Origin of the sequence: Brevibacterium linens ATCC 9172 (assembly GCF_900169165.1) — a bacterium.
Lineage (GTDB): Bacteria > Actinomycetota > Actinomycetes > Actinomycetales > Brevibacteriaceae > Brevibacterium > Brevibacterium linens.
Genome location: NZ_FXYY01000005.1, coordinates 149,587 through 173,483 on the forward strand (window position 1 = coordinate 149,587; position 23,897 = coordinate 173,483).

The window sequence follows — 23,897 nt, forward strand, 5'->3', positions numbered from 1 at the left end:
TTCCTTAGTCTGGTCAATGTCAACAGGTTGTGATGACGAAGGAGTCAACGATGACTGATCAGATCAGGGATGGCAAAACCGCGCCGCCGCCACGGGGCGGTGCGTATCAGAACGTGCTGGTGGCAATCCTCTTCGCCGCGTTCGGCTTCGTGTTCTTCGACCGGCTGGCACTGGATTATCTCAGCCCGTTCTTCAAAGACGAACTGGGCATCAACAACACTATGCTCGGCCTCCTCGGCGGCATTCCCGCGCTGACGTGGGCTCTGTCCGGCCTCTTCATCGGAGTGCTGTCGGATAAACTCGATCGACGCAAGCCCCTGCTGGTGATCATGGTCCTGGCATTCTCCTGCTTTTCGGCACTCTCGGGCCTGGTGGGCGGCATCGCCTCGCTGTTGTTGGTGCGTGCAATGATGGGAATCGCCGAGGGAGGCGTGCTGCCGATCTCCCAGACGCTTGTGCTGTATTCGTCCTCCGAGAAGCGCCGGGGCCTGAACATGGGTCTGGTCCAGGGTTCCTCCGATGGGCTCCTGGGCGGCGTCGTCGGACCGATCGTCACCGTGTCCATGGCCGAGGCATGGGGATGGCGCAGCGCGTTCCTCTTCACGATCGTTCCCGGGCTGATCATCACCTTGCTCATCCTGTTCTTGGTCAAAGAACTCCGGCTGAAGACCACAGCCGAGGCCACAGCAGCTCCCGGCGAGGAGCACATCGCGGCTCCGACCAGTTCGATCCCGATCGAGGAACGACCCGCTACATTCGGTGCGGCCCTGCGCAACCGCAACGTCATCCTCTGCGTCGTCCTCGCGGTCTTCTTCATCACCTGGTTCATCACCACGCAGACGTTCGCTCCTGTCTACCTTGCAGAGGTGAAAGGGTTCGACGCCGGCCAAATCCAGCTGGTGCTCAGCGGAATCGGGCTGGGCTGGGTGCTGTGGGGTGCATTCGTTCCCGCCTTCTCCGACCGGCTAGGCCGAAGAACCACGATCATCATCTTTGCATTCATCGCGACTCTGGCCCCGCTGGCCATCATCTGGGTCGACTCGCCCGGCTGGCTGTTCGCCACAGTGATCCTGACCTACACCGGCATGGGCTGCTTCGCGCTGTATATGGCGACGATTCCCGCCGAAACAGTATCTCCGCGCATCGTCGGCTCGATCCTCGGGCTCATCATGGGAGTTGGGGAGATCGGCGGCGGGTTCATCGCGCCGGCGATCTGCGGCGTCATCGCAGACAACGCTGGCCTCGATGCCACGTTCCTCATGTGCTGTGCGGCCTCACTCGTTGTGTTCGGGTTGGCTTTCTTCCTCCGTGAGACATCGCCGCGCGTCGCACGACGGCACGATCATCAACCGGAAGGAGCGCTCCGATGAGAACCGTGTCTGCGTATGAGATCCCCGAGCCCGGCCGAATACGTCTGGTGCAACGGCACCGTCCGGGACTCGGTCCGGACGATCTGCTGGTCAAGGTGCACAGGGTCGGGGTGTGCGCGACCGATCTCCACCTGATCGATGGCAACCTCGGGGTCACCTATCCCCTGATCCCCGGACATGAGCTCGTCGGAGAGATCGCCTAAATAGGATCCGCGGGTGCCCGACGGAGAGGTCTGCGGGTAGCAGACCGTATGGCTGTCGAGATGCTACTGCCGTGCCATGCCTGTGATCAGTGTCGACGCGGGCGTTACAACCTGTGCGAACTCGACGACAGATCGGTGGCCGCCGTCGGGCGGCAGTATGGAATCAACATCCCGGCCCACACCTCGCCCGGTCTCTGGGGCGGCTACTCCGAATATGTCTTTGTCCCTCAAGAGGCCCTCGTACATCGAGTTCCCGATAGTCTTTCGCGGGACCGGGCCTCACTTGTCGAACCCCTCGCCGTCGCCTTCCGTGCTGTCGATCGAGCCGGGGTCGACCCGGGTGACTCCGTCGCCATCATCGGTCCTGGGCCGATCGGCCTATTGACCGTCGCGGCGGTTCGGGCTCGTGGTGCCGGCACAGTAGTGGTGACGGGCACCCGAGAGGCTCGGCTGGCCATCGCCACCCGGTTCGGAGCCGACGCCATCATCAATGTTCACCACAATGCCGTTCCTACCGCTGTTCGAGAACTCCTGCCGAAGGGAGCAGACGTCGTCATCGAAACCGCCGGCCAAGCCTCGGCGCAGGAGGAATCGGTGCATCTTGCGCGGCGCGGGGGCGTCGTCGTTTTGGCAGGCGCATGCGGATCCAGAGTTCCGATCACGTTCCATCAGGACGAGGACATCCTCCCTGTTGAACGAGATCGACATCCACGGTTCGTTCCTGTCCGCAGGCGGGTTCGAACCCGCTATCGAGTTGCTCAGCTCATCAGAACTTCATTTCGAAGAACTCATCACCCACCACTACGACTTCGCCGACGTCCCCCCCCCCCCCTTGCCCTCAGCCACGTCCGTGACCGTGAGCAAGGAGTACTGAAAGCAGTCATCAACACCACTACAGGAGGATCATATGGTTGAAATCGCCAACAGCAACTCACGCCCAGACGCCGAGGAATGGAGGAGCTACGACGAGTTCTCCGCGGGCATCGACACCTAGCGACTGCCCGCAGCTTCCCTCGAGGGTCGGGATATCACCTTCAATCTGGACGAAGGGAGCACGATCTCACTGTCCTTCGGTGCCGAGCGCGTGTCATGGTCAGCATCGGGAAAGTGGGGCGATCGAGACCAGGCCACCGATCCCTACGATGCGGTCCGAATCCGTGAGGGAGCGTGGTTCCTCAACCTTCCTCTCACCAGCACAGCCGGTGAAGCGGTCACCATCACCTGGTCGGAGCGCACCGGCCGCGCCATCGTGGTCAACTCCGCGATCGCCGCAGAGAAAGCCGAGGGTGAGCCACAGGTCAGGCAGCGCTTCAACGCGGCAACCGTCGACGGCCTCAACCAGGTCGGACCGACCCCGGCCAAATCCCGTGACCTCATCGGGATGCGCAACATCTACCGCTGCAGCCCGAACCATCTGTACGAACATGTCTACATGTCGACCGAACGCTATGCTTGGCAGAACCTGCAGGGAGCTCAGCGCGGTCACGGCGACATGGACATGTCGACGGTGTGGAAGCTCGATGAAGGTCTCTACATCTTCTGCTTCCGGGAATTCCGCATCTCCGTCGCATCCGTGTGGTTGCACGACCTCGGGTACAACCTGATGACGACGGGGATCTTCCTCGGGGTCAACGCGGCAGGAGAGTCCGAGCACAAACGCGCAAGCGGACACGTCTACCCACTCGGTTCGATCCGCTACCCCGACGTGCAGCCGGTCTGATCATGCCGCGGACACTCAGAGACCTCGTGGAGAACCGCGTTGACTCATAGAAAACCTCCGCGTAACCCACATCGTTGCCTCACATGAAAACCTCCGCCACCGGAGTGGCTCCACACCATCGGCTTCGATGACGGGTACGCCTGATTTTCATGGAGTTGCCAATGAAGCAACGACAAGCCGTGACGAAGAAGAAGGCCCTCGCCTACAAGAACGCCAACCGCGCCGACAAGTCCCGGATCCTCGACGAACTCGTCGACCTCACCGGCTTCCACCGCGACTACGCCCGCACAGCCCTACGACAGGCACTCGTGCCGAAGATTGTGAAACCCAAATCAGGTCGGGCCCCGATCTACACTCCCGACCTGCTGCCGGCCCTGATCACCTGCTGGGCGATCCTGCGGGCACCCGCTGGCAAACTCATGGCCGCGATGCTGCCAACCCTGGTGCCCATGCTTCGCCGCGACAAAGAACTGGCCATCACCGATGCCCAAGCCGAACTGCTCATGGCGATGAGCCCGGCCACGATCGACCGGAAACTCGCCGATGAACGTAAGAAGATGCTGCCCAGAGGACGTTCGCACACGAAACCCGGATCGTTGCTGAAGTCCCAGATCCCGATCCGCACCTGGGCTGAATGGGACGACGCTGTGCCCGGATTCGTTGAAATCGACCTCGTCGGCCACGAAGGCGGAAACGCCTCCGGCGAATACTGCTTCACCCTGACCGTGACCAACATCAGCACCGGCTGGACCGTGAACCGGTCAGTGAAGAACAAGGCCGCGAAATAGGTCTTTGAAGCCCTCCAACACGTGACGAGCGTCTTCCCCTTCCCCATCATCGGCATCGACTCCGACAACGGGTCCGAGTTCATCAACGAACACCTCCTGGCCTACTACACCGAACACGAGATCACCTTCACCCGGTCCCGGTCAGGCAACAAGAACGATGGTGCTCATATCGAGCAGAAGAACTGGGCCAGAGTCCGTGAACTCGTCGGCTACCTCCGCTACGACACCCCTGCCGAGCTCGAGCTACTCAACGAGATCTGGGAACTCGACCGGATCTTCACCAACTACCTCCTGCCCCAGCAGAAACTGATCTCCAAGACCCGGCGCGGAGCGAAAGTGAGCAAGAAACACGATGCCCCGGCCACCCCGCATCAACGCGCAATCCGGCACAAGAAGACGCGCAAACGTCCAATCATCACCATGAACGCCGCATTCAAACGCATCAAACCCGCAGCCCTGTCCAGGCAGATCTTCGATCTCACCGGCCGCCTCGAGACCCTGTCGGTGGCGAAGAAGCCCGACACGGTCAAGCCCGTGGTCAATCGGGCCTGGAACAACGGGTGACGCATCCGGAGGTTCCTATTTAAGGCAACGTATCCGTGTTCCCGGAGGTATTGCAATGAGGCAACAGGGATCTCTTCTTCACCTGCCGATCGGACTGCCACAGGCCCCTCGGGACCCCACGACAAAGGCCCCGGACCTGCGCGTCGGTCCAGGGCCCCGCAGCGCTCATCGCCCAGTTGAGCTCGCGCCGCACCGAATGGACATCGATCGCATTGATCGCCTGAACAGAGCCGCCCACGGCTTAGCCATCAGTACGGAAGGGAGCTCGAGCGCCCCGACTGAGGGCATGCAGCGGATACTGCGGTTCACCCCTTCCGGAGGCATTCGATATGGCGCATCAGGGCCGCCTCGATCACCGTGTCGGAGGTGACTTCGGCCATGAGACACGCCTGCATCTGCCACCCGGCGTTCCGCGCCGCCAGCTCCGCGGCGGCAATGTCGATATCGACGTCCTCTCGGATTGCCCCGTCATCGCGAGCCTGCAGAAGACACAAACGCATGAGGTCGCGCCACCGATTGTTGTTCTCGAAGTGGACGGCCAGAATTTCGTCGTCCTGTGAGGCTCGCACCCAGAACGGGAGCACGACCTGCGCAGCCATCCGCCCACTCTCACCGAAAGGAAGGATCTCACGGCACATGGCCTCGAGCGCATCGAATCCGCGCCTGCCCTCGACGACGCGTCGGATCCGCTCGTCCGCCTGGTTGTACAGATGAAGGAAGGACGCGGTCAGCAGAGTCTGCTTATTCGGGAAGTAGCGGACCACCGCCCCATGCGCATAGCCGAGTTCAGCTGCGAGTTCGCGCATCGTCAGCCGGTCGAAGCCGACACGTGCGATCACCTGCACCACCGCCTCGGCGATGCGCTCTTTCCGTTCTTGATGATCTACGATCTTCGGCACAGGTCGCACCTTTCTTCACAGAACTCTTGATTTGTCGAGATAGCCAGGGAATAATCATATATGGTTTTAATCACCAAGTGGAGATTAACCTGTGCTCGCACTGGTACAGACCCTAGTCGACGAAGGAGTCGCGCATGCTCGAACACGTACCCCTAAGACGGGTGCTCGCCTCACTTGCCTCAGCAGCCGTACTGACGACGACATTGAGCGCGTGTTCATTCGAAGATGCCCGCGGTGGTGCGCAGAGCCTCGACCTGCTCAAGGTCTCGACCATCGGACTGACCAGCGACGGTTCGCTGGTCACCGGAATGAAGAAGGGCTTCTTCGCCGAAGAGGGCATCGAGATCCGAACCTCCCTGGTCAAGAACCCACCGGCCGGCCTGGCCGCCGCGCAGAGCGGGCAGGTCGATGTCGCCTATTCGCCGAGCATCTCAATCCTCACCGCGCTGGGCCGCCACATGCCCATCGGCGTCGTCGCCGGTGCCGACGGCTTCGGCCCTGAGCAGCAGGCTGCCGCCGACCCCGAGAGCTTCGACGACACCGCGCTGTTCGCCGCCCCGGACAGCGGAATCGAATCCCTGACCGATCTCGCCGGCAAGACGATCTCCGTACCGGCGCGCAAAGCTCAGCTCGAAGTCACCGTCGTGGATGCTCTCCGCGAGGCCGGAGTCGACCCCGAGTCCATCAACTGGGTCGTTCTCGACTTCACCTCGGCGACTGCGGCACTCAAACAGAGTCAGGTCGATGCAGCAGCCCTCGTCAATCCCTTCACTTCGAAGGCGAAGGCCGAAGGGGCGAATTTCCTCGTCGCTCCCTCGTTCAACTTCTTCGGCCCCTCGGCTGTAGGCATGTGGACGGTCGGCACCGAGACTTACCGGGACAAGCCCGAGACCATCGACGGTTTCAAGCGCGCCATCGAACGTTCGAATGCCTACGCCAACGACCATCCCGAGGAGGCCACACAGGCCGGCATCGATTACACGAAATCCGGGTTGTCCCTCGACGAGGTCACGATCCCCTACTGGCCTGAAGCCATCAGTCGTCAGGACCTGAGCAGAGTGAACGAGAAACTCGTCGGCCTCGACATCCTCACGGAGCCGGTCGATCTCAGCTCGGTCCTCAAAGGAGGTGGCCGACAATGAGCACGGCCCTCAAACGCGTCCTCATCGGCAGCCTCGGCGTGGTGCTCGCATTCGGAGCATGGCAGCTGGCCTCGAAGGTCGGCCCGCTCGCGGATTCGCCGATGCCCTCGGCCGGGGAAGCGATCGCCGCGATGTTCCGGCTCCTCACCACCGTCGACCTGTGGCTCTCAGCCCTCGACACGCTCGTCATTGCGGTCCTCGGTCTGCTCATCGCCATCGTCATCGGCGTGGCCTTGGGTGTTGCGATCGGCTCGTCACCGCTGATCATGCACGCGACTCGTGTCGTCGTCGAATTCCTCAAACCGATTCCCCCGATCGTCGTCCTGCCCATCCTCGTCCTCGTCCTCGGCCCCACTCCGATCATGGGGATCTTCCTCGTCGTCATCGGGGGTGCGATCGCCATCGCCGTCCAGACATCGGCCGGAGTCTTCGACACCGACCCCGTGCGCAAGGCCACCGGTGAGACCTTCGGAATGGCTCGCGCCGAGGTGCTTGCCCGCATCGTCCTGCCGAGTGCACTCGCCTACATCGGCACCGCCGTGCGCGTGGCCGCACCGACGTCCCTGATCGTCGCGGTCGTCGCCGGTCTCCTCGGCGGTGGGCCGGGCCTAGGGCAGAGCCTGCTGCAGGCACAGCTGGCGGGCAACCAACCCGAGCTGTTCGCCTACGTCCTCATCCTCGGCCTCCTCGGCCTCGCCTTCCAGGGAGTCAGTTCGCTCATCGAGCGACGCGTCCTCCACTGGCATCCGCAGTTCCGGAAGGAGAACCCGTGATGACCATTCTCAAGCCGACTCGTTCACGCACCCGGCAGGCCCGCCACCAGTGATCGGCCCACAGCCCCCGGTGGCTGCTGATCGTCGCCGAGGTAGGTGTCCCTCTCGTTCTCATCGCTCTGTGGTGGATAGTCTCGACGGGGTCGACGAACATCTTCTTCCCGCCGCTGCAGAAGATCCTCATCAGGTTGTGGCAGCTGACCCAGACATCCGAGTTCCTCATCGACATCGGCAGTTCGCTGGCCAACCTCGTCGCCTCCTTCGTCATCGCGTCCTTCCTCGGCGTACTGTTGGGGCTGGTCCTGGGCACCATGCGATTTCTGTCCTGGCTGCTCGAACCCGCCATCCACTTCTTCCGAGCCATCCCGCCGGTGGCGCTCGTGCCGATCTTTGTCTCACTGCTCGGGTTCGGCAACGAAACGCGAATCCTCGCGATCACCGTCGCTGCGCTGTTCCCGGTTCTCATCTCGACGATCGACGGTGTACGGGCCAACGACGAGACCCTCGACATGGTCAGCAAGGTCTACCGCCTGACCTGGTCCGAACGTCTGTTCCAGGTCACCCTGCCGGCAGCAGCACCGCGAATCCTCTCCGGCATGCAGGTCAGCCTCATCGCCGCGTTCGTGGTTATGATCGCCAGTGAGATGCTCGGTTCGTCGACCGGCCTCGGAGCCAAGACCCTTCTGGCGCAGCAAACCTTCGCAATCGCCGATATGTGGGCAGGCATCATCCTGCTCGGCATCTTCGGCTATCTAGCCACTTTCCTCTTCGACCTCTTTCGGCGACGTATCCTCCGCTGGTACATCGCCGCCCAGCAACAGGAGCGACAGCTATGACACACATCCACACAAGTACCACGGCCCCCGTCATCGACCGTCCGGTTCGCCTCGAAGTCTCAGCGCTGAAGAAGTCCTACACGACGAAGAAGGGTGACGTCCCAGTCATCGAGGACCTCACCTTCGACCTGCGGCAGGGCGAGATCGCCTGCATCGTGGGGCCCTCAGGCATCGGCAAGACGACCCTGCTCAAGTGCCTCGCCGGGCTGCAGCCGATCACCTCAGGGCAGGCGATGATCGACGGCAACGTCATCGACGGGCCACCGGAAGAGCTCGCGCTCGTGTTCCAGGAATACACGCGTTCGCTTATGCCGTGGCTATCGGTGGAACATAACGTCAAGCTGCCGCTCAAGCATCTGCACCTGCCCGCCGAAGAGCGCAGACAGCGGGTGACATCATCACTCGAAGCCGTGGGGATGGGCGATGCCGCGCAGAAGTACCCCTGGCAGCTGTCGGGCGGAATGCAACAGCGCGTCGCAATCGCCCGCGCCGTCGCCTACCGCCCCGAGGTGCTTATCATGGACGAACCTTTCGCTTCAGTCGACGCACAGACACGGTTCGAGCTCGAGGACCTGTGCCTGCGCATCCGCGAGCAATTCGACATGACGATTCTCGTGGTCACCCACGACATCGACGAGTCGGTCTACCTTTCCAACCGTGTCATCGTGCTCGGTCAACGACCCGCGAAGGTCACTGAGATCATCACTGTCGACTTCGAACAGCCACGCGACCAGCTCACCACCCGGGCACTACCGCAGTTCGCCGAGCTGCGAAGCAAGGTCTTCGAACTCATCCGAAAGGCGGGCTGAGATGACCGTCGATGTGTATGGCGACAAGACCGCAGTGTCAAGAACCGACAGGAAGTACACATCATGAAAGAGCGCCCCGCCGGATTCGAAGGACATATCGGCGAATTCACATCGGAGTCGATGCCACACTGGCCACAGAAGCCTCGCGCCGACAAGGGAGCACCCAACGTCATCGTCATGCTCGTCGATGACCTCGGCTTCAGCGATCTGGGGCCTTACGGAAGTGAGATCGAGACCCCGAATATCGACCGACTAGCCGACACCGGGTGGACCTTCACCAACTATCGGACAGCTCCGATGTGCTCTCCCTCGCGTGCCTCGCTCATGACCGGGCTCAACCCGCACCGAGCCGGCTTCGGTTTCGTCGCCCACGCTGATCCCGGCTATCCAGGCTTCACCTGCGAGATCCCCGACAATGCACCCACCTTGGCCGAATCCCTGCGTGCCGCAGGCTATGCCACGTTCATGGTGGGAAAGTGGCACCTGACGCTCGATTCGAGGCTTCATGATGCGGCAAATAAATCGTCGTGGCCACTGCAGCGCGGTTTCGACAGCTATTTCGGCCCAATGGACGGATTCACCTCACTGCACCACCCACACCGTCTGATTCGCGACAATTCGGTCATCGACCGCAAAGAGTTCCCGGCAGGATACTTCCTTACCGACGAACTCACCGAGGAAGCTCTCAACATGATCACCCGTCTGCGGTCCAACGATGCCGACAAACCTTTCTTCCTCTACTACGCCCATACCGCCGTCCATGGTCCGATCCAAGCCAAAGATGTCGATATCGCGAAGTTCGAGGGAAAGTACGCAGCAGGGTGGACTGTGCTGCGAGAGAAGCGCTTCACCCGGCAGAGAGAGCTCGGGATCATCCCCGATGATGCCCGGCTGCCGGGACCTGAGTTCAACGAGTCCGACCAGATCCCCGCCTGGGAGTCACTCAGCGCAGATGACAGGGCCCTCTTCGCTCGCCACATGGAGGTCTACGCCGCCTCAGTCAGCGAAGTCGACCAATCTGTCGGCAGACTCATCGACCGTCTCGAGGAGAACGGAGACGCCGACAATACAATTGTCCTCATCGCCAGCGACAACGGCGGCAGTGCAGAGGGCGGCCCGCGCGGGACTCGAAGCTACTTCGCCCAATTCGGTGGTCTTGACAGGCTCCCCGACGACTGGGTCACCGATGTGCCTCGGGCCCCCGAGCGCATCGGCACCGCCCGTGCGTTCAGCCAGTATCCGACAGGGTGGGCACGAGTTTCGAACACTCCGTACCGATCGTTCAAATCCACAACCTATGAAGGCGGAGTGCACTCACCGCTCATCGTGTCGTGGCCGGATGCCCCGGAGCACCTTCGGCCCGGGCTCAGAGATCAATTCGTCTTCGTGTCGGATCTGGCACCGACCATTCTTGAACTCACCGGGGTGGAGCCACTGAGCACACGGCACGGCACCGTCGCCGAATCGATGGATGGTCAGAGCAGAGCAGAGGCGTTCACCGACGAAACCCAAGGCGGCAGAAGTAGCCAATATTTCGAGTGCGTGGGCAGGCGCGGCATGATCGAAGAGAACCTCAAGCTGGTCTCACCCACGCCTCCGCTCAGGTCGCAAGGCGCCGCCGGTGGAAAGTGGGAGCTCTACGACCTCTCCACCGACCCCACCGAGACTGAGGACCTCGCAGCGGACAATCCCTCTGATGTCTCCCGGATGTCAAAGGATTGGCATGCTCAGGCCTGGAAAAACAACGTCTTCCCCCTCGACGATGACGGCAGTCTGCTCACCACTCGGCCGCAGACCGAGAACTCGCTGACACATCGAGTGGTCCTGCGGCCATACGAAACTGCGCTGGAGCGATTCCGCTCGTCGAAGCTCACAGTCCTCAGGTCATTTCACATCGACGTCCGGGTCGAAACAACCTCGGAGACCTCCGGCGTGGTAGTCGCCCACGGCGACCAAGGCGGAGGGTACCTCCTGAGATTGGCTGCGGGACGACCGATGATCAGCTATAACGCCTACGGGAAGATGTGCTGTGCAGAAGGGAAGAGGCTCGCCCCTGGGGTCCACCAGCTGCGCCTGGAGTTCGCCGAGACAGAGTACCTACGGTGGACTCTCAGTCTCACAGAGTCCCGAACTGAGTTGGCACGAGTCGATGAGGTTCCCATGCTCTTCGGAATGGCGCCCTTCACCGGGATCAGCGTGGGCTACGACTACGGCTCACCTGTGGACTGGGATCTGTACGAAGAATACGGGGCACACTGGTTCGAGCACGGCAGGCTGCACAGCGTGACTTATGTCCCGGGTGCAGTCTCTCCTCATAATCCGACACGTATCGCCGAGCTGACAGCACCGCTTAAAAATCTGGCCGACTGAGACTTGAATACCTAGTAGTGTGTCGCGTCTGTTATTCGGGGCACGCCTCGACTTCGCACTCGACGGCGGCAAGTGCCGCGTCGAGGAAGAGGACGTCGTGCGCCTGCCGACCTCGGAGACCAACCCGCGCGGCAACGCCTTCAGCCGCAAGCGCACCATTCTCGGCACTGAGCAGCAGGCTCAGCGGGATGCGGACCAGTCGGTGGCCAGGACCTGGGTGGTGTCGAACCCGGAGTCTCTCAACCGCCTCGGCGAACCCGTCGGATACAAACTCCATCCAACGGGACTGCCGACTCTGCTCGCGGCAGAGGACTCCTCGATCCACCGTCGGGCGACGTTCGCGTCGAAGGCGCTGTGGGTCTCGCAGTATCACCAGGACGAGCGCTACCCGACCGGTGATTTCCCGAACCAGCACCCCGGGCATGCGGGTCTGCCGGCGTGGACTGCCGCCGATCGCAACGTCAACGGTGAGGACATCGTCGTGTGGCACAGCTTCGGTCTCACGCACTTCCCGCGGGTCGAGGACTGGCCGATCATGCCTGTGGACACGGTCGGATTCAAGCTGCGGCCGGAAGGATTCTTCGATCGCTCCCCCGTCCTCGATGTCCCGGCACCGGCGTCGGGAGGGCACGGAGACTGCTGCGAGGAATGAGACACCCCGGCAGCGAGGGAAGGCTCTCGCCGAAGTGCTGATACAACTGGTAGCAGAGCACAACCGCCCAGTCTGATCAGGAGCACTCGCATGACGGCCCTTTCCCTCGAGAAGCGCGGACGAACTCCGTGCTCGTGCCCCGGCTCCGAGCGCTGATGCCCTCGCTGCGCAGATTCGGCAGGACTGGAGCGTTCTGGACCTCTGCCTCGGTGCTGGCGCTTGTGCTGTGGTCAAGTGGGGCGCCGAGTGTTCTCTACCCGATCTACGCTCAGAAGTGGGAACTGAGCTCGGCGGTCGTGACTCTGGTGTTCGCGTCCTACCAGCTCGCGCTGATCGTCGTTCTCCCGCTGTTCGGCAACCTCTCCGATCAGTTCGGGCGACGTCTCGTGATGATCTGGGGCGTGGCTCTGATCGCGGCGTCTGCCATCGTCTTCGCCATCGCTCCGAATGTCGCGTTCCTGTTTCTGGGCCGCGTGCTCCAGGGTGCGGGTTCGGGGCTGGCGATGGGCGCCGCGACGGCGTCATTGGTCGAAAACAACACGACGGGCAATTCCAGACTCGCCAGTTCTCTGGCGACCGTGTCGACCGCCGCCGGGCTCACCCTGGCCCTCGTCTTCAGCGGCGTGTTGGCTCGCTTCGCACCCATGCCCCTGTTCTGGAGCTACATTCTCCTGCTGACACTGACCGTCATCGCCATGATCACACTTGCCCTGACCCCTCACGACCGCCCCACCCACACACACAGATGGCGACCTCAAGCTCCGCGCCTTCTTCCCGAACTGCGCTTGAGCTTCTCGATCGCGACCCTGTCGGTGGCACTGGCCTACTGTGCAGGAGCGATCTTCCTCTCGCTGGGGGCACACATGATCGGCCAGTTCGCCGGCACCTCCGACGCAGCACTGGCAGGACTGCTGCTGGGATGCTCCTCGGCGACCATCGGTGTCACCGGCCTGTTCCTCTCCCGTCTCCGGCCGCACGTTTCGCTGCTGGTCGGAACACTCACGACGATCGTCAGCCTGGCTCTCATGGCCGCAGCAGCGACGTTCGGCTCGATCGGACTCTTTCTTGCCTGGTGCATCGTGGGCGGGGTGGCCTACTCGTTCACATTCACAGGCGGGCTGGGTGTGATCAACCAAGCTGCGCCGGTGCGCCACCGTGGCTCGACGCTGTCCCTGCTCTACCTGGTCGCCTATACCCTGCAGGCCGCCACCGCGATCGGCATGGGCGCACTCGCCACGGCCAGCACGCTGGGTACAGCAGTGGGAATTGCCGCTGCGACGATCACAGGCTTCTGCCTAGTGGTCCTGGTTCTCAGTTTCGTCGACGCACGGGCTCGCCGCAGGAAGCCGAAATCGTCGACGTCGCAGATTGAGAGGGTGGAGCACTCCCCCTGCCCACAGGCACCCAATTGACCTTGCGTGCACGGCTGAGGACTTCGCTTGCGTCTGCGCGCAGAGTCCCACCCCGCTCCCTTACCGGACAGTGAAGCAGGTCACTAGTCTGGCGTCATGAATGTCACCGAACTTCCCACCGAACACTTCGACTATGTGGTCGTCGGAGCCGGATCCTCCGGGTGCGTCATCGCTCGCCGGCTCATCGACGCAGGCAAGAAAGTGTGCCTCATCGAGGCCGGTGGGGACGAGACGAACCCGAACATCGACCACCTGAACACCTTGGGTCTGCTGTGGCATTCGGCCCAGGACTGGGACTATTACACGACCCCGCAGCCGGGTGCGATGAATCGTAAGATCCACCTGCCGCGCGGCAAAGTCCTGGGCGGCTCCAATGCCCTCAACGCCGTCATCTGGGTCCGCGGCGACGCCTGGGACTACGAGCAGTGGGTTCAATCAGGCTGCCCCGGCTGGTCCTGGGACGAGGTTCTGTCCGTGTTCAAAGCCATCGAGAACTATGACGGTGAGATCACGGACAGCCGGTGAGCAGACCGGCCTGACCTACAACCCGGACTATAACTCCGGCAGCGTCGAAGGCATCTCCCGGATCCAACTCAACGTCCGCGACGGCAAACGGCTGAACACGTGGCGGGCATACCTCAAACCCCGCCTCGGCGATGGGAATCTCACGATCCTGACCTCGACGCATGCTCGACGTCTCCTCATCGATGACAAGCAGGTCACGGGCGTCGAGGTCGACTTCCGCGGACGGGTGGGGACACTGTCGGCCCACGAAGTCATCCTCACATCTGGGGCCCTGGCCTCACCGGAACTGCTCATGCGCAGCGGGATCGGCCCCGCCGACGAACTGTGCGAGGTCGACATCGATCCCGTCCACGACCTGCCAGGCGTAGGCAAGAACCTGCAGGATCACTGGCTCTCCCCGGTCATCTTCACCACCGGATCCCAGCCAGTGCCGATGGGTGAGGTCGCCCCCGCCGAGGTGCATCTGTTCGCGAAATCCGACCCGGACCTTCCGGTCCCCGACACCCAGCCCCTGTTCTTCTCGGTACCGATGTATGCCCAGGATTCCGCACCGAATGTGCAGTCGGGACCGGTCAACGGCTTCACCCTGCAGGGCGGTCTCGTCCGACCGGCCAGTCGCGGCGAGGTCACGCTGAGCGGACCGAACCCGCAGGACCCGAGCCTGGTCAACCCGAACGTCCTGTCCGAACAGGCCGATGTCGACGCCCTCGTGGCCTCGGTCAGGCAGTGCCGTGAGATCGGACGCGCCGAGGCCCTGTCACGCTGGCAGCCCACCGAGATCTTTCCCGGTCCCGAGGTCAGCGACGACGAGCTCGAAGACTATGTGCGCGGCTCGGTCGTGACCTACCACCACCAGGTCGGCACGTGCCGGATGGGACAGGACGAGACATCCGTCGTCGACCCGTCCACGTTCAAGGTCCATGGGTTGGAAGGTCTGTGCATCGCCGACGCCTCGATCATGCCGCAGATACCCACCGGCAACACGAACGCCCCGACGATTATGATCGCCGAACGCGCTGCCGCCGTCCTCGTCGGCTCCCCACTCGAGGGAATCACCACCCCCTGACCTACCCAACTGCTACCTGACGGCGGCCCAGCTACCTGGCGCCAGGTTGCTGGGCCGCCGTCAGGTAGCAGTTGAGGGCTGGTAGTCTTCGATTTTGTCGGCCGGCCTGCGAGCGAGAGGGTGTGTGAGTGAACGAGGACACCGATTCACCTGTGGCCACGCAGCAGCTGCTGGTCACCATCGGGGCCGGGCTCCTCGCGAGCGGGATCTCCTCCGTCGACGTCGAGGACGCTCTGTCTGGTCTCGCACGCACCCTGGGCATCAGCAGACTCCGTGTCGCTGCTCTTCCCCGTGGCCTGTTCCTCACCTCCGGTTCCGGAGACTCCACAAAGTTCGAACGCATCGGCCCTGACCTGCGATTCGATCAGACGGCGAAGCTGCTCGACATCGTTGACGCCCTGCGCGCCCGCAGGCTTACGGTCTACGCAGCCACACGAATGATCGAATCCCAGGTCCACGCTGCACCGCCGCGCTGGCCCGGTTGGCTCTCCCAGCTCGGCGCCGTCCCCATCGGCATCGGGCTGTGCCTGCTGCTCGAACCCGGACTGGTCAATCTGGCCTTCGCAGCCTTCGGCTCGCTCATCGTCGCCGGCATCCTCGCCCTCAACGGTCGCTGGCCCAAACTCAATCCGCTGCTGCCGGTGAGTTCGGCATTCATCGTCTCCGTCATCGTGCTCATCGGCTACCGACTCGACTGGCTGGAGAGTCCCCTGCGCACGATCATCGCAACTCTCGCGCTGCTGCTCCCGGGCAGTGCCGTGGTCACCGGTCTGACAGAGATCTCAGCCGGAGCACTCTCGGCTGGCAGTTCACGGCTCGTCTCGGCCACAGTGCAGCTGGCGATGTTCATCGCGGGAGTCGCTGGTGCGGCAGCGATCACCGGTACCGGAGCTCAGGCCCTGCGGAACTCTCAGCTCGCCGATTCGACCTGGCAGCTCTCCGCCCTCGGCGTCCTCGCCGCCACCATCGGCCTCATCATCTACCTCTACACCCCACTCGAACACACCGTGCCGATCGTTCTCACAATCGCGGCGGCCGCACTGGCCCAGCTGGGCGTCGGAGCCGAGTTCGGTGCCGCCGTGGGCGGTCTCGCCGGGGCGCTGACCGCCTCACTCGTGGCCGTCATCCTCTCCCGCCTGCCGCGTGGACCGATCTGGCGCATCAGCTTCGTTCCCGCATTCCTCGTTGTCGCACCCGGTTCGTTCGGCCTGCTCAACGCCTCGCAGCTCGAGTTCGGCGACGGCAGCGGGGTTGCGGGCAGTCTGCTCGCCGCGGGCGCGACGTTCTTCTCCATCGCCATCGGCACGGTCATCGGTGCCGCGATCGCCCATTCCGTCGAACCGCGGGACGAGATCGTCGCCTGACACACTCCTGGTCGGCAGGGTCGGATCATCGTCGGTCGGCCGGGACAACCGTCTGGCGGCACCGGCCGGGACCGCTTCTGTTCAGGCGAAGGGCTCCGAAGCCTGATCGAGGCGCACGATTTCCTCGGGACTGAGTTCGAGATCCGGGGCCGCCATGAGGGCATCGAGTTGTTCCGGCGCGCGCGCCGAGACGATCGGGGCGCTCACGCCCTTGGCCAGCAGCCAGGCGAGCGCGACCGTGGCCGGTGCCGCGTCGTGGGCTTCGGCGACCGCGACCAGCTCATCGACGACCTTGAGGCCCTCGGCGTTGAAGTACCCCTTGACCATGCCGCCTCGGCTCGCGCCCTCCAGATCGGCCTCGGTGCGATATTTGCCGGTGAGGAATCCGGCAGCCAGGCTGAAGTAGGTGAAGACGCCGAGGTGGTGCTCCTGCGCCAACGGCTGAAGCTCGACCTCGTAGTCGCGGCGGCTGACGAGACTGTACTGGGGCTGGATCGCCACGGGCTCGGCGAGGTTCTCCCGCTTGGCCACGGCCAGCCATTCGGCGAGCCTGTCCTTCGAATAGTTGGACACGGCGACGTACCGGGCCTTACCGGCGCTCACGATCTCGTCGAAGACTCGGGCCACCTCGGCGATGGGGGTCACCTCATCATCACGGTGGGCGTAGTAGACGTCGACGTGATCGGTCTGGAGACGTTCGAGGGAAGCGTCGATGGCGGTGCGGATATATTCGGGATCCTGCGTCGTGTGGTCGGGATGGTCGCCGACCTTCGTGGCGATGACGACCTGGTCGCGGATGTCGCGGGCGGCGAGCCACGTGCCGATGATGGTCTCGGACTCGTGGCCTGTGTTGCCCGGCACCCACGCCGGGTAGGACTCGGCGGTGTCGAGGAAGTTGCCTCCCGCGGCGACGAAGGCGTCGAGAACGGCATGTGATCTGGCTTCGTCAGCGGTCCAGCCGAAGGTGTTCGTGCCCAGGTTGATGGGGAAGATGGTCAGGTCGGTGCCGGGGATGTGTACCTGCTGCGTCATGATGCTCCTGTGTCTGGGCGGCCTGAGAATTTCGGACGGCGGTTCACGCGGTGGTTGGCACGTGCTCGCCTGCCTGGTGCAACGACGGGCCCGGCAGGAAAATTTCGAGCATCGGTGAGGTCGGCTGTTCGAGCACCCGACTATTTGAGCAGCCTGTCCATTCTGCGGTCGCTCAGTTTCTTCTCGCCCGTCTGGCAACCGGGGCAGTATTGCAGGGACTTGTCAGCATAGGAGACCTCCGCGATGGTCGAACCGCACACCGGGCAGGTCTCGCCAGCCCGGCCGTGGACCTGCAGTCCGCGTTTCTTCGCCGCCTTGACCTTCGCCGGAGGCAGATCGATGAGGGAGTCTCTAGCCTGGCCGAGGACCTTGCGCATCGTCTCCAGCAGTGCAGGAGCATCGACACCGCTGGCCGGTGCGAAGGGAGAGAGCTTGGCCGCATGGAGGATCTCGTCGGAGTAGGCGTTGCCGATGCCGGCGATGAGCTGCTGATCCTCGAGCACGGTCTTGATCCGTGAGGTCGAGTCAGCGAGTGCCGCCGCGAACTGGTCCTCGTCGATGGTCAGCGCATCGGGTCCGGCGTTGCCGATGGCGGGCACCTCGGTGCGGTCGCTCACGAGGGACACCGAAGCGTTCTTCTTCGTTCCCGCTTCGCTCAGGTCGAAGCCGGCGCCGGAGGCCAGGTGGATGCGCAGGCCCAGCGGTCCCTTGCCCATCTTGACGGGGCCGGCGGGCACGTCCTCATGCCAGACCAGCCAGCCAGCGCGGGCGAAACGGCAGACCAGGTCGAGTCCGTCGAACTCGACGATGAGGGCCTTGCCGACCCGGGAGACCCCGCTGATCTCCAACCCGCTGATCGCCTCCAACGGCGGATCGGCCGTCTTGAGGATGCTCAGTTCGCCGACGTCGGCCCGGGTGATGAAGTCACCGACGACTTTCGAGCGCAGGAACGAAACAAGTGCGTCGACCTCGGGCAATTCCGGCATGGGCCCAGTATGCGCCCCTGCGCGCGAGGAGGCACCACACCGCTCTTGTGAGTTCCCTGCACGAGAGCTAACGTGGACAGACCACGTGAGAGCGTGCACCACCAGCAATTCGACCACTTCTTAAGGAGGGTGACAATGGCTGAGAACGTCGCTCAGAAGCTCATCGGCTCACATCTGGAATCCGGGACGCTTGAGCCCGGAAATGAGATCGGGGTCCGCATCGATCAGACGCTGACTCAGGACGCGACGGGAACGCTGGTGATGCTCGAGCTCGAGGCGCTGGGCATCGACCGGATCCGCACGGAGACCTCTGTCCAGTACGTCGATCACAACCTTCTGCAGACCGATGAGAAGAACCCGGAAGACCACATGTTCCTGCGCTCTGCCGCGCAGCGATTCGGCCTCTGGTTCTCCCCCGCCGGCAACGGCGTCTCCCACCCGGTCCACCAGTCGCGGTTCGGCAAACCGGGTGCCACCCTCATCGGCTCCGACTCCCACACCTGCGCGGCCGGCGCCTTGGGAATGCTGGCCATCGGCGTCGGCGGTCTCGAAATCGCGATGTCCATGGTCGGCGAACCCCTCTACATCAGCGCACCCCAGGTCATGGGCGTCGAGCTCACCGGCACGCTGCCGCCGTGGGTCTCGGCCAAGGACGTCATCCTCGAGATGCTGCGCCGTCACGGCGTCAAGGGCGGGGTCGGAAAGATCATCGAATACCACGGCGAAGGCCTCAAGAACCTCACCGCCATGGACCGGCACGTGATCGCGAACATGGGCGCCGAGCTCGGAGCCACGGCCACGGTATTCCCCGCTGACGACGCGGTCCGGGACTTCCTCGAAGCCAGCGACCGGGGCGAGGACTTCACCCGAATCGAAGCCGATGCAGGCGCGCAGTACGACCTCCACGACTCCATCGACCTCTCCCAGCTCGAACCACTCATCGCCGCTCCCTCGTCGCCGGGCAATGTCACTCCGGTGCGCGAGGTCGCCGGTGACGACGTCTTCCAAGTCGTCGTCGGCTCCTCGGCGAACCCGGGACTGCGGGATTTCGCCGTCGTCGCCGAAACACTTGCCGGCCGACAGATCCATCCGCAGATCTCACTCGACATCAACCCCACATCCCGTGAGGTCCTCGCCGACCTCATCGCCGGCGGATGGCTGACCTCGCTGGTGGGGTCCGGTGCCAGGATCCACCAGTCCGGCTGCATGGGCTGCATCGGCATGGGGCAAGCCCCGGCGGTCGGGCGCAACAGTCTGCGCACCATGCCGCGGAACTTCCCCGGCCGTTCCGGCACCGATGAGGACTCCGTGTGGCTGTGCTCGCCGGAGACCGCGGTTGCTGCCGCACTGACCGGGAAGATCACCGACCCCCGCGACCTCGACATGGACTACCCCCAGGTGCGGCTTCCGGAGAAGTACTCCGCGAACCGCAAGATGCTCGTCCCGCCGCTGGAACCGGAGGAAGCCCGAGGCGTCGAACTCGTCAAGGGATCGAACATCTCCACCCTGCCGAACTTCGAGCCGCTGCCCGATGATATCGATCTGGAGGTCCTACTCAAGGTCGGCGACAACGTCTCCACCGACGAGATCATGCCCGCCGGATCCCGCGTTCTGCCATACCGGTCGAACATCCCGAAGATCTCCGAGTTCGTCTTTATCCAGGTCGATGGCACCTATGCCACCCGCGCCGCCGAGCACGACGGCGGGCATGCGATCGTCGGTGGAGAGAACTACGGTCAGGGATCCTCACGTGAGCATGCGGTCATCGCTCCGCGTTATCTCGGCCTGCGGGTCGTGGTGGCGAAATCGCTGGCACGGATCCATTGGCAGAACCTCGCGAACTTCGGCGTCCTCGCCCTGGAGTTCACCAACGAGGCCGACTACGAGTCATTGTCCGAGGGAGATGTGCTTGAGTTCCGCGGTCTGCGCGATGAGCTCGGTGCGGGGACGACGATCACCGCCGAGGCGGCCGGACGGAAGTTCGAATTCCGCCATGGTCTATCGCCCCGTCAGGTCGAGATGGTTCTCGCCGGCGGTCGCATCGCCCAACGAGCCGCCCACCTCAGTTGACTCCACGAACTACCCGACGGCGGCTCAGCAACCTCGCGCGAGGTTGCTGAGCCGCCGTCGGGTAGCAATTGGAAAAGAGAAGGCGGCCCGGGATCCCCCTCGAAATGGAGGTTCCGGGCCGCCGTCTCGTGCGAGCTCTCAGGCACTCACGATCTCAGGCTGCTTCAGCCCTTGACTTTGGCCTCGATAGCCGCGCCGACCTCGGCGTCGATGTTCTTCCAGTACTGGATCGCGTTCGACAGCACCGGCTCTTCGACTCCGTCGGAGAGTGCGCCCGCGACGGTCTCGATGAGACCCTGGCGCTCTTCCTCGCTGTAGACCTCGCGGACCAGGGTGTGTGCCTGGCCGAAGTCGTCGTCCTCGGCGTGAAGGCTGTAGGCGCTGCGCACCAGCTCGCCGTCGGCCTCCCAGCCGTTGTCGACCGGGCCCTGCTCGTCCTGGTAGGAGCGTCCGTACGAGTTCGGGGCGTAGACCGGTGCATTACCCGAGTGGTGGTACTGCATCTGGCCTTCCTTGTCGTACGAGTTCGTCTTCGTGACAGGAGCGTTGACCGGCAGCTGGTTGAAGTTCGTGCCGATGCGGTTGCGCTGTGCATCTGGGTAGGAGAACACGCGGCCCAGCAGCATCTTGTCCGGCGAAAGCCCCGTTCCCGGCACGGTGTTCGAGGGGCTGAACGCAGCCTGCTCGATCTGTGCGAAGTGGTTCGAGGGGTTCTCGTTGAGGGTGAACTTGCCGACCTTGATGAGCGGGTAGTCCTTCTTCGACCAGATCTTGGTCAGGTCGAACGGGTTGAAGCGGTAGTCCTTGGCCTCTTCGTACGGCATGATCTGCACGCTGAAGGTCCAGGACGGGTAGTCGCCGCGATCGATGGCATCGAACAGGTCGCGGCGATGCATGTCCGCATCCTCGCCCGCCATCCGACCGGCTTCCTCGTTGCTCATGTTCTCCACACCCTGGTCGGTATGGAAGTGGTACTGGACCCAGAACTTCTCGCCCTCGGCGTTGACCCACATGTAGGTGTGCGAGGAGTAGCCGTTCATGTGGCGCCAGCTCTTGGGCAGGCCGCGGGGTCCCATGAGGTAGGAGACCTGGTGAGCCGACTCGGGCGAGAGCGACCAGAAGTCCCACTGCATGTTGTTGCTGCGCAGACCGGAGTCGGGCAGGCGCTTCTGCGAGTGAATGAAGTCGGGGAACTTCATGGGATCGCGGACGAAGAACACGGGGGTGTTGTTGCCCACCATGTCGAAGTTGCCCTCTTCGGTGTAGAACTTCAGCGCGAATCCGCGCACGTCGCGCCAGGAGTCGGGCGAGCCTAGTTCACCGGCGACGGTGGAGAAGCGGGCGAGCATCGGGGTCTTCTTGCCCGGCTGCAGGAAGTCGGCCTTCGTGTACTTGGAGACGTCTTCGGTGACTTCGAGCTCGCCGAATGCGCCGGACCCCTTTGCGTGGGGGCTGCGCTCGGGAACTCGCTCACGGTCGAAGCGAGCAAGCTTCTCGACCAGAGCCACGTCGTGGAGCATCAGCGGCCCGTTCGCGCCCACACTCAGCGAGTGAGCATCGGATTCCCGCGGCGCACCGGACTCGGTGGTCGTTGCCTTCGTACTGTCGTGGCCAGCATATTCATGATCTGTATGTTGCGTCATAATATCTCCTTCAACCGTTTGATTTCTGGCGGCGTCACTCAGCCGCGATCACGGCCACCGGTGAGATGCGGTTCCCAGCGGTGCAGCTGATCGGTCGGCTCAGCGCCGTTCGCCCAGTCTCGATATCCCGACTTCGGCAGAACACTGTCGGAGTTAATTTCAACCTAGCGGTGTTCTCTACTTCATACAACCAAGGCCGGGCTGTCTAAATTCCCGTCTTCGACGTGTCAGACTCACCCCTCCGCCGAGGCGGCCGGTCCACCACCGGAGACGCCGGTTCCGGATCCGCCCGAACCCGACGAGCCGCTGCCCGAACCATCCGAGCTGGATCCGGAGCCTGTGCTGCCGCTCGTGCCGCCGCTGGTGTCCCCGGTGCTGCCGGTGCCGTCGGTCGAGGTGGAACCGCTGCTCGCATCGGTCCCGTCCGTGGTCGTCGAGTCGCCGGTGGAGTCACTCGTGCCCGTCGTCGTCTCCGAGCCCTGTGAGCTCTGGCCCTCTGTCGCACCCTCGGTGCCGGTCTCCCCCGCCGAGGTGGACTGACCGTTCTGCGTGCTCGATCCGCTGTTCGCAGGGCCCTGGCCGCCGTCGGTGCCCGACCCGGATCCGCTCGACGATTCGTCCCCTCCCGTTCCGGAATCCGAGGTCCCGTCGTCGGTGACGGATTCGTCGTTCGTCGACTGCCCGGTCACCGATCGTGAGATCTGCGATGTGCCCGGTGAGATATCGGCTTCGGTGAAGTTCTCGGCCACGACGACCGCGCCGAGTCCGATCCCGAAGGCGGCAACGCCGATCGTCAGCGGATAGAGGACCCGCTTGCGGCGCAGCTTCTGCCACCAGGTGCGGGCTCCGCTCTCGGTTTCGCTGCCATCACCGTCCCCGGCCTCGGACTTCCCTTCATCCGGCGCCGAGGCGGCCATCACGTTCGCATTGCCCGCTGTGGGTTCCGGCGGGGCGAAGGCGGAATCCTCGACGAGCGAGGGATCGACGGCAGTGTTCTTTCCGGAGGGGTGCTTCGCGATCTTCGCTTTGACTGCCGGAGCGAGTTTGGACCCGACTTCTTGGATCTTCTCTTTGCCCTTGTCGAGGCTGCGGCCATAGAGGGTGACCGCCAGGGCAGTGACGATGCTCGCGACTCCGGCGCCTACGACCGTGCCGGCGACACCGAGCTGACCGCCGATGATCGACGAGGTCGCCGCGGCGCCTGCACCCGCAAGCAGCTGAGTGGCGGAGATCCGGCCTTCCGAGGACTTCTCCTCAGCCTTTTTGTCTTCGACCGTCTCTGCCGCTTCGTCCACGGCGGTCGGGGAGGCCGCCGTCTGAGTCTGCTGTTGTGTGGCCCCACCATCGTGGCGGATCGGATTGGGCGGCATCACCTTGGTGACGACGTGTTCGGTGGGTTCGGTCGCCGGGGCCGGGTGAGAGCTGACGATCTCTTCGGTGATCAGCGGCAGCGTCTGGGAATGCTCCGGCAGATGAGTTTCATCGTTGTGCTCGTGTTGCTCGTTCGTGCCACTGTTGCCTACCGTCAAAGTTCCTCCAAAATCCGGCGTGCAACCATTCTCGGACTCCCACGTTCAGGCATCCTGACACTTCACGTTGGAAGCTGAGAAAGACCTGATGGACATGCTCGAAATCGGGGCCGCCACCTGGGGCGATACGCAAGAATGTGACCT

The 23,897-nt window shown here is 63.5% G+C and carries 17 protein-coding genes and 3 pseudogenes; 15 read left to right on the forward strand and 5 right to left on the reverse strand.

Annotation, left to right across the window (positions count from 1 at the left end; genetic code table 11):
* Positions 1-50 precede the first annotated feature (50 nt).
* From BLIN9172_RS06425 to BLIN9172_RS18480, 5 genes and pseudogenes are all read left to right on the forward strand, one after another.
* Entirely contained in the window at positions 51-1,370 is a 1,320-nt protein-coding gene (locus BLIN9172_RS06425) for an MFS transporter (protein ID WP_101554307.1), read from the forward strand.
* Positions 1,367-2,488 (forward strand): annotated as a pseudogene (locus BLIN9172_RS18835) (zinc-dependent alcohol dehydrogenase). The gene BLIN9172_RS06425 and the pseudogene BLIN9172_RS18835 overlap by 4 nt, the downstream one beginning before the upstream one ends.
* An 82-nt stretch (positions 2,489-2,570) precedes the next feature.
* On the forward strand, positions 2,571-3,293 hold the full coding sequence (locus tag BLIN9172_RS06440; RefSeq protein ID WP_257904159.1) for a MoaF C-terminal domain-containing protein: 723 nt from the start codon (positions 2,571-2,573) through the stop codon (positions 3,291-3,293).
* A 161-nt stretch (positions 3,294-3,454) separates the two neighbouring features.
* Positions 3,455-4,081, forward strand: coding sequence for a hypothetical protein (locus BLIN9172_RS18475; protein WP_240812140.1), 627 nt, complete (start codon positions 3,455-3,457; stop codon positions 4,079-4,081).
* A gap of 21 nt (positions 4,082-4,102) precedes the next feature.
* Entirely contained in the window at positions 4,103-4,645 is a 543-nt protein-coding gene (locus BLIN9172_RS18480) for a hypothetical protein (protein ID WP_240812139.1), read from the forward strand.
* 305 nt (positions 4,646-4,950) lie between these two features.
* Here BLIN9172_RS18480 and BLIN9172_RS06450 read toward each other — a convergent pair whose 3' ends face one another.
* Positions 4,951-5,544, reverse strand: a complete 594-nt coding sequence (locus BLIN9172_RS06450) for a TetR/AcrR family transcriptional regulator (RefSeq protein WP_101554310.1) — start codon at positions 5,542-5,544, stop codon at positions 4,951-4,953.
* A 134-nt stretch (positions 5,545-5,678) separates the two neighbouring features.
* On the opposite strand from BLIN9172_RS06450, the gene BLIN9172_RS06455 reads away from it, so the two are divergent.
* From BLIN9172_RS06455 to BLIN9172_RS06495, 9 genes and pseudogenes are all read left to right on the forward strand, one after another.
* Positions 5,679-6,686 (forward strand): ABC transporter substrate-binding protein, encoded by a 1,008-nt coding sequence (locus tag BLIN9172_RS06455; protein WP_101554311.1) that lies wholly within the window; start codon positions 5,679-5,681, stop codon positions 6,684-6,686.
* On the forward strand, positions 6,683-7,459 hold the full coding sequence (locus BLIN9172_RS06460; RefSeq protein ID WP_101554312.1) for an ABC transporter permease: 777 nt from the start codon (positions 6,683-6,685) through the stop codon (positions 7,457-7,459). The genes BLIN9172_RS06455 and BLIN9172_RS06460 overlap by 4 nt, the downstream gene beginning before the upstream one ends.
* 188 nt (positions 7,460-7,647) lie before the next feature.
* On the forward strand, positions 7,648-8,295 hold the full coding sequence (locus BLIN9172_RS06465; RefSeq protein ID WP_240812138.1) for an ABC transporter permease: 648 nt from the start codon (positions 7,648-7,650) through the stop codon (positions 8,293-8,295).
* A complete protein-coding gene (locus BLIN9172_RS06470; protein ID WP_101554314.1) occupies positions 8,292-9,104 on the forward strand; it encodes an ABC transporter ATP-binding protein in 813 nt (270 codons plus the stop codon). The genes BLIN9172_RS06465 and BLIN9172_RS06470 overlap by 4 nt, the downstream gene beginning before the upstream one ends.
* Positions 9,105-9,167: 63 nt before the next feature.
* A complete protein-coding gene (locus BLIN9172_RS06475) occupies positions 9,168-11,474 on the forward strand; it encodes an arylsulfatase (protein ID WP_101554315.1) in 2,307 nt (768 codons plus the stop codon).
* Between the two features lie 31 nt (positions 11,475-11,505).
* A pseudogene (locus tag BLIN9172_RS06480) lies at positions 11,506-12,126 on the forward strand (copper amine oxidase); the annotation flags it as partial.
* A gap of 134 nt (positions 12,127-12,260) precedes the next feature.
* Positions 12,261-13,538 (forward strand): MFS transporter, encoded by a 1,278-nt coding sequence (locus tag BLIN9172_RS06485; protein ID WP_240812137.1) that lies wholly within the window; start codon positions 12,261-12,263, stop codon positions 13,536-13,538.
* Positions 13,539-13,634: 96 nt separating this feature from the next.
* Positions 13,635-15,129: pseudogene (locus BLIN9172_RS06490) on the forward strand (GMC family oxidoreductase).
* Positions 15,130-15,257: 128 nt separating this feature from the next.
* Entirely contained in the window at positions 15,258-16,493 is a 1,236-nt protein-coding gene (locus BLIN9172_RS06495) for a threonine/serine exporter family protein (RefSeq protein ID WP_101554316.1), read from the forward strand.
* 81 nt (positions 16,494-16,574) lie between these two features.
* Here the strand turns inward: BLIN9172_RS06495 and BLIN9172_RS06500 are convergent, their stop codons facing one another.
* Positions 16,575-17,525, reverse strand: a complete 951-nt coding sequence (locus BLIN9172_RS06500; RefSeq protein ID WP_101554317.1) for an aldo/keto reductase — start codon at positions 17,523-17,525, stop codon at positions 16,575-16,577.
* A gap of 140 nt (positions 17,526-17,665) precedes the next feature.
* The gene (locus BLIN9172_RS06505) at positions 17,666-18,511 is read right to left on the reverse strand and encodes a DNA-formamidopyrimidine glycosylase family protein (RefSeq protein ID WP_101554318.1); all 846 of its coding nucleotides are present in this window, start codon (positions 18,509-18,511) and stop codon (positions 17,666-17,668) included.
* Positions 18,512-18,646: 135 nt separating this feature from the next.
* Here BLIN9172_RS06505 and BLIN9172_RS06510 point away from each other — a divergent pair, with 135 nt between their 5' ends.
* Positions 18,647-20,581 carry an aconitate hydratase gene (locus BLIN9172_RS06510; RefSeq protein ID WP_101554319.1) on the forward strand — a complete coding sequence of 645 codons (1,935 nt, stop codon included), beginning with the start codon at positions 18,647-18,649 and terminating at the stop codon, positions 20,579-20,581.
* A 164-nt stretch (positions 20,582-20,745) separates the two neighbouring features.
* Here the strand turns inward: BLIN9172_RS06510 and BLIN9172_RS06515 are convergent, their stop codons facing one another.
* On the reverse strand, positions 20,746-22,224 hold the full coding sequence (locus tag BLIN9172_RS06515; protein ID WP_101554320.1) for a catalase: 1,479 nt from the start codon (positions 22,222-22,224) through the stop codon (positions 20,746-20,748).
* A 233-nt stretch (positions 22,225-22,457) separates the two neighbouring features.
* Positions 22,458-23,753 carry a hypothetical protein gene (locus tag BLIN9172_RS06520; RefSeq protein ID WP_101554321.1) on the reverse strand — a complete coding sequence of 432 codons (1,296 nt, stop codon included), beginning with the start codon at positions 23,751-23,753 and terminating at the stop codon, positions 22,458-22,460.
* Positions 23,754-23,897: the final 144 nt, after the last annotated feature.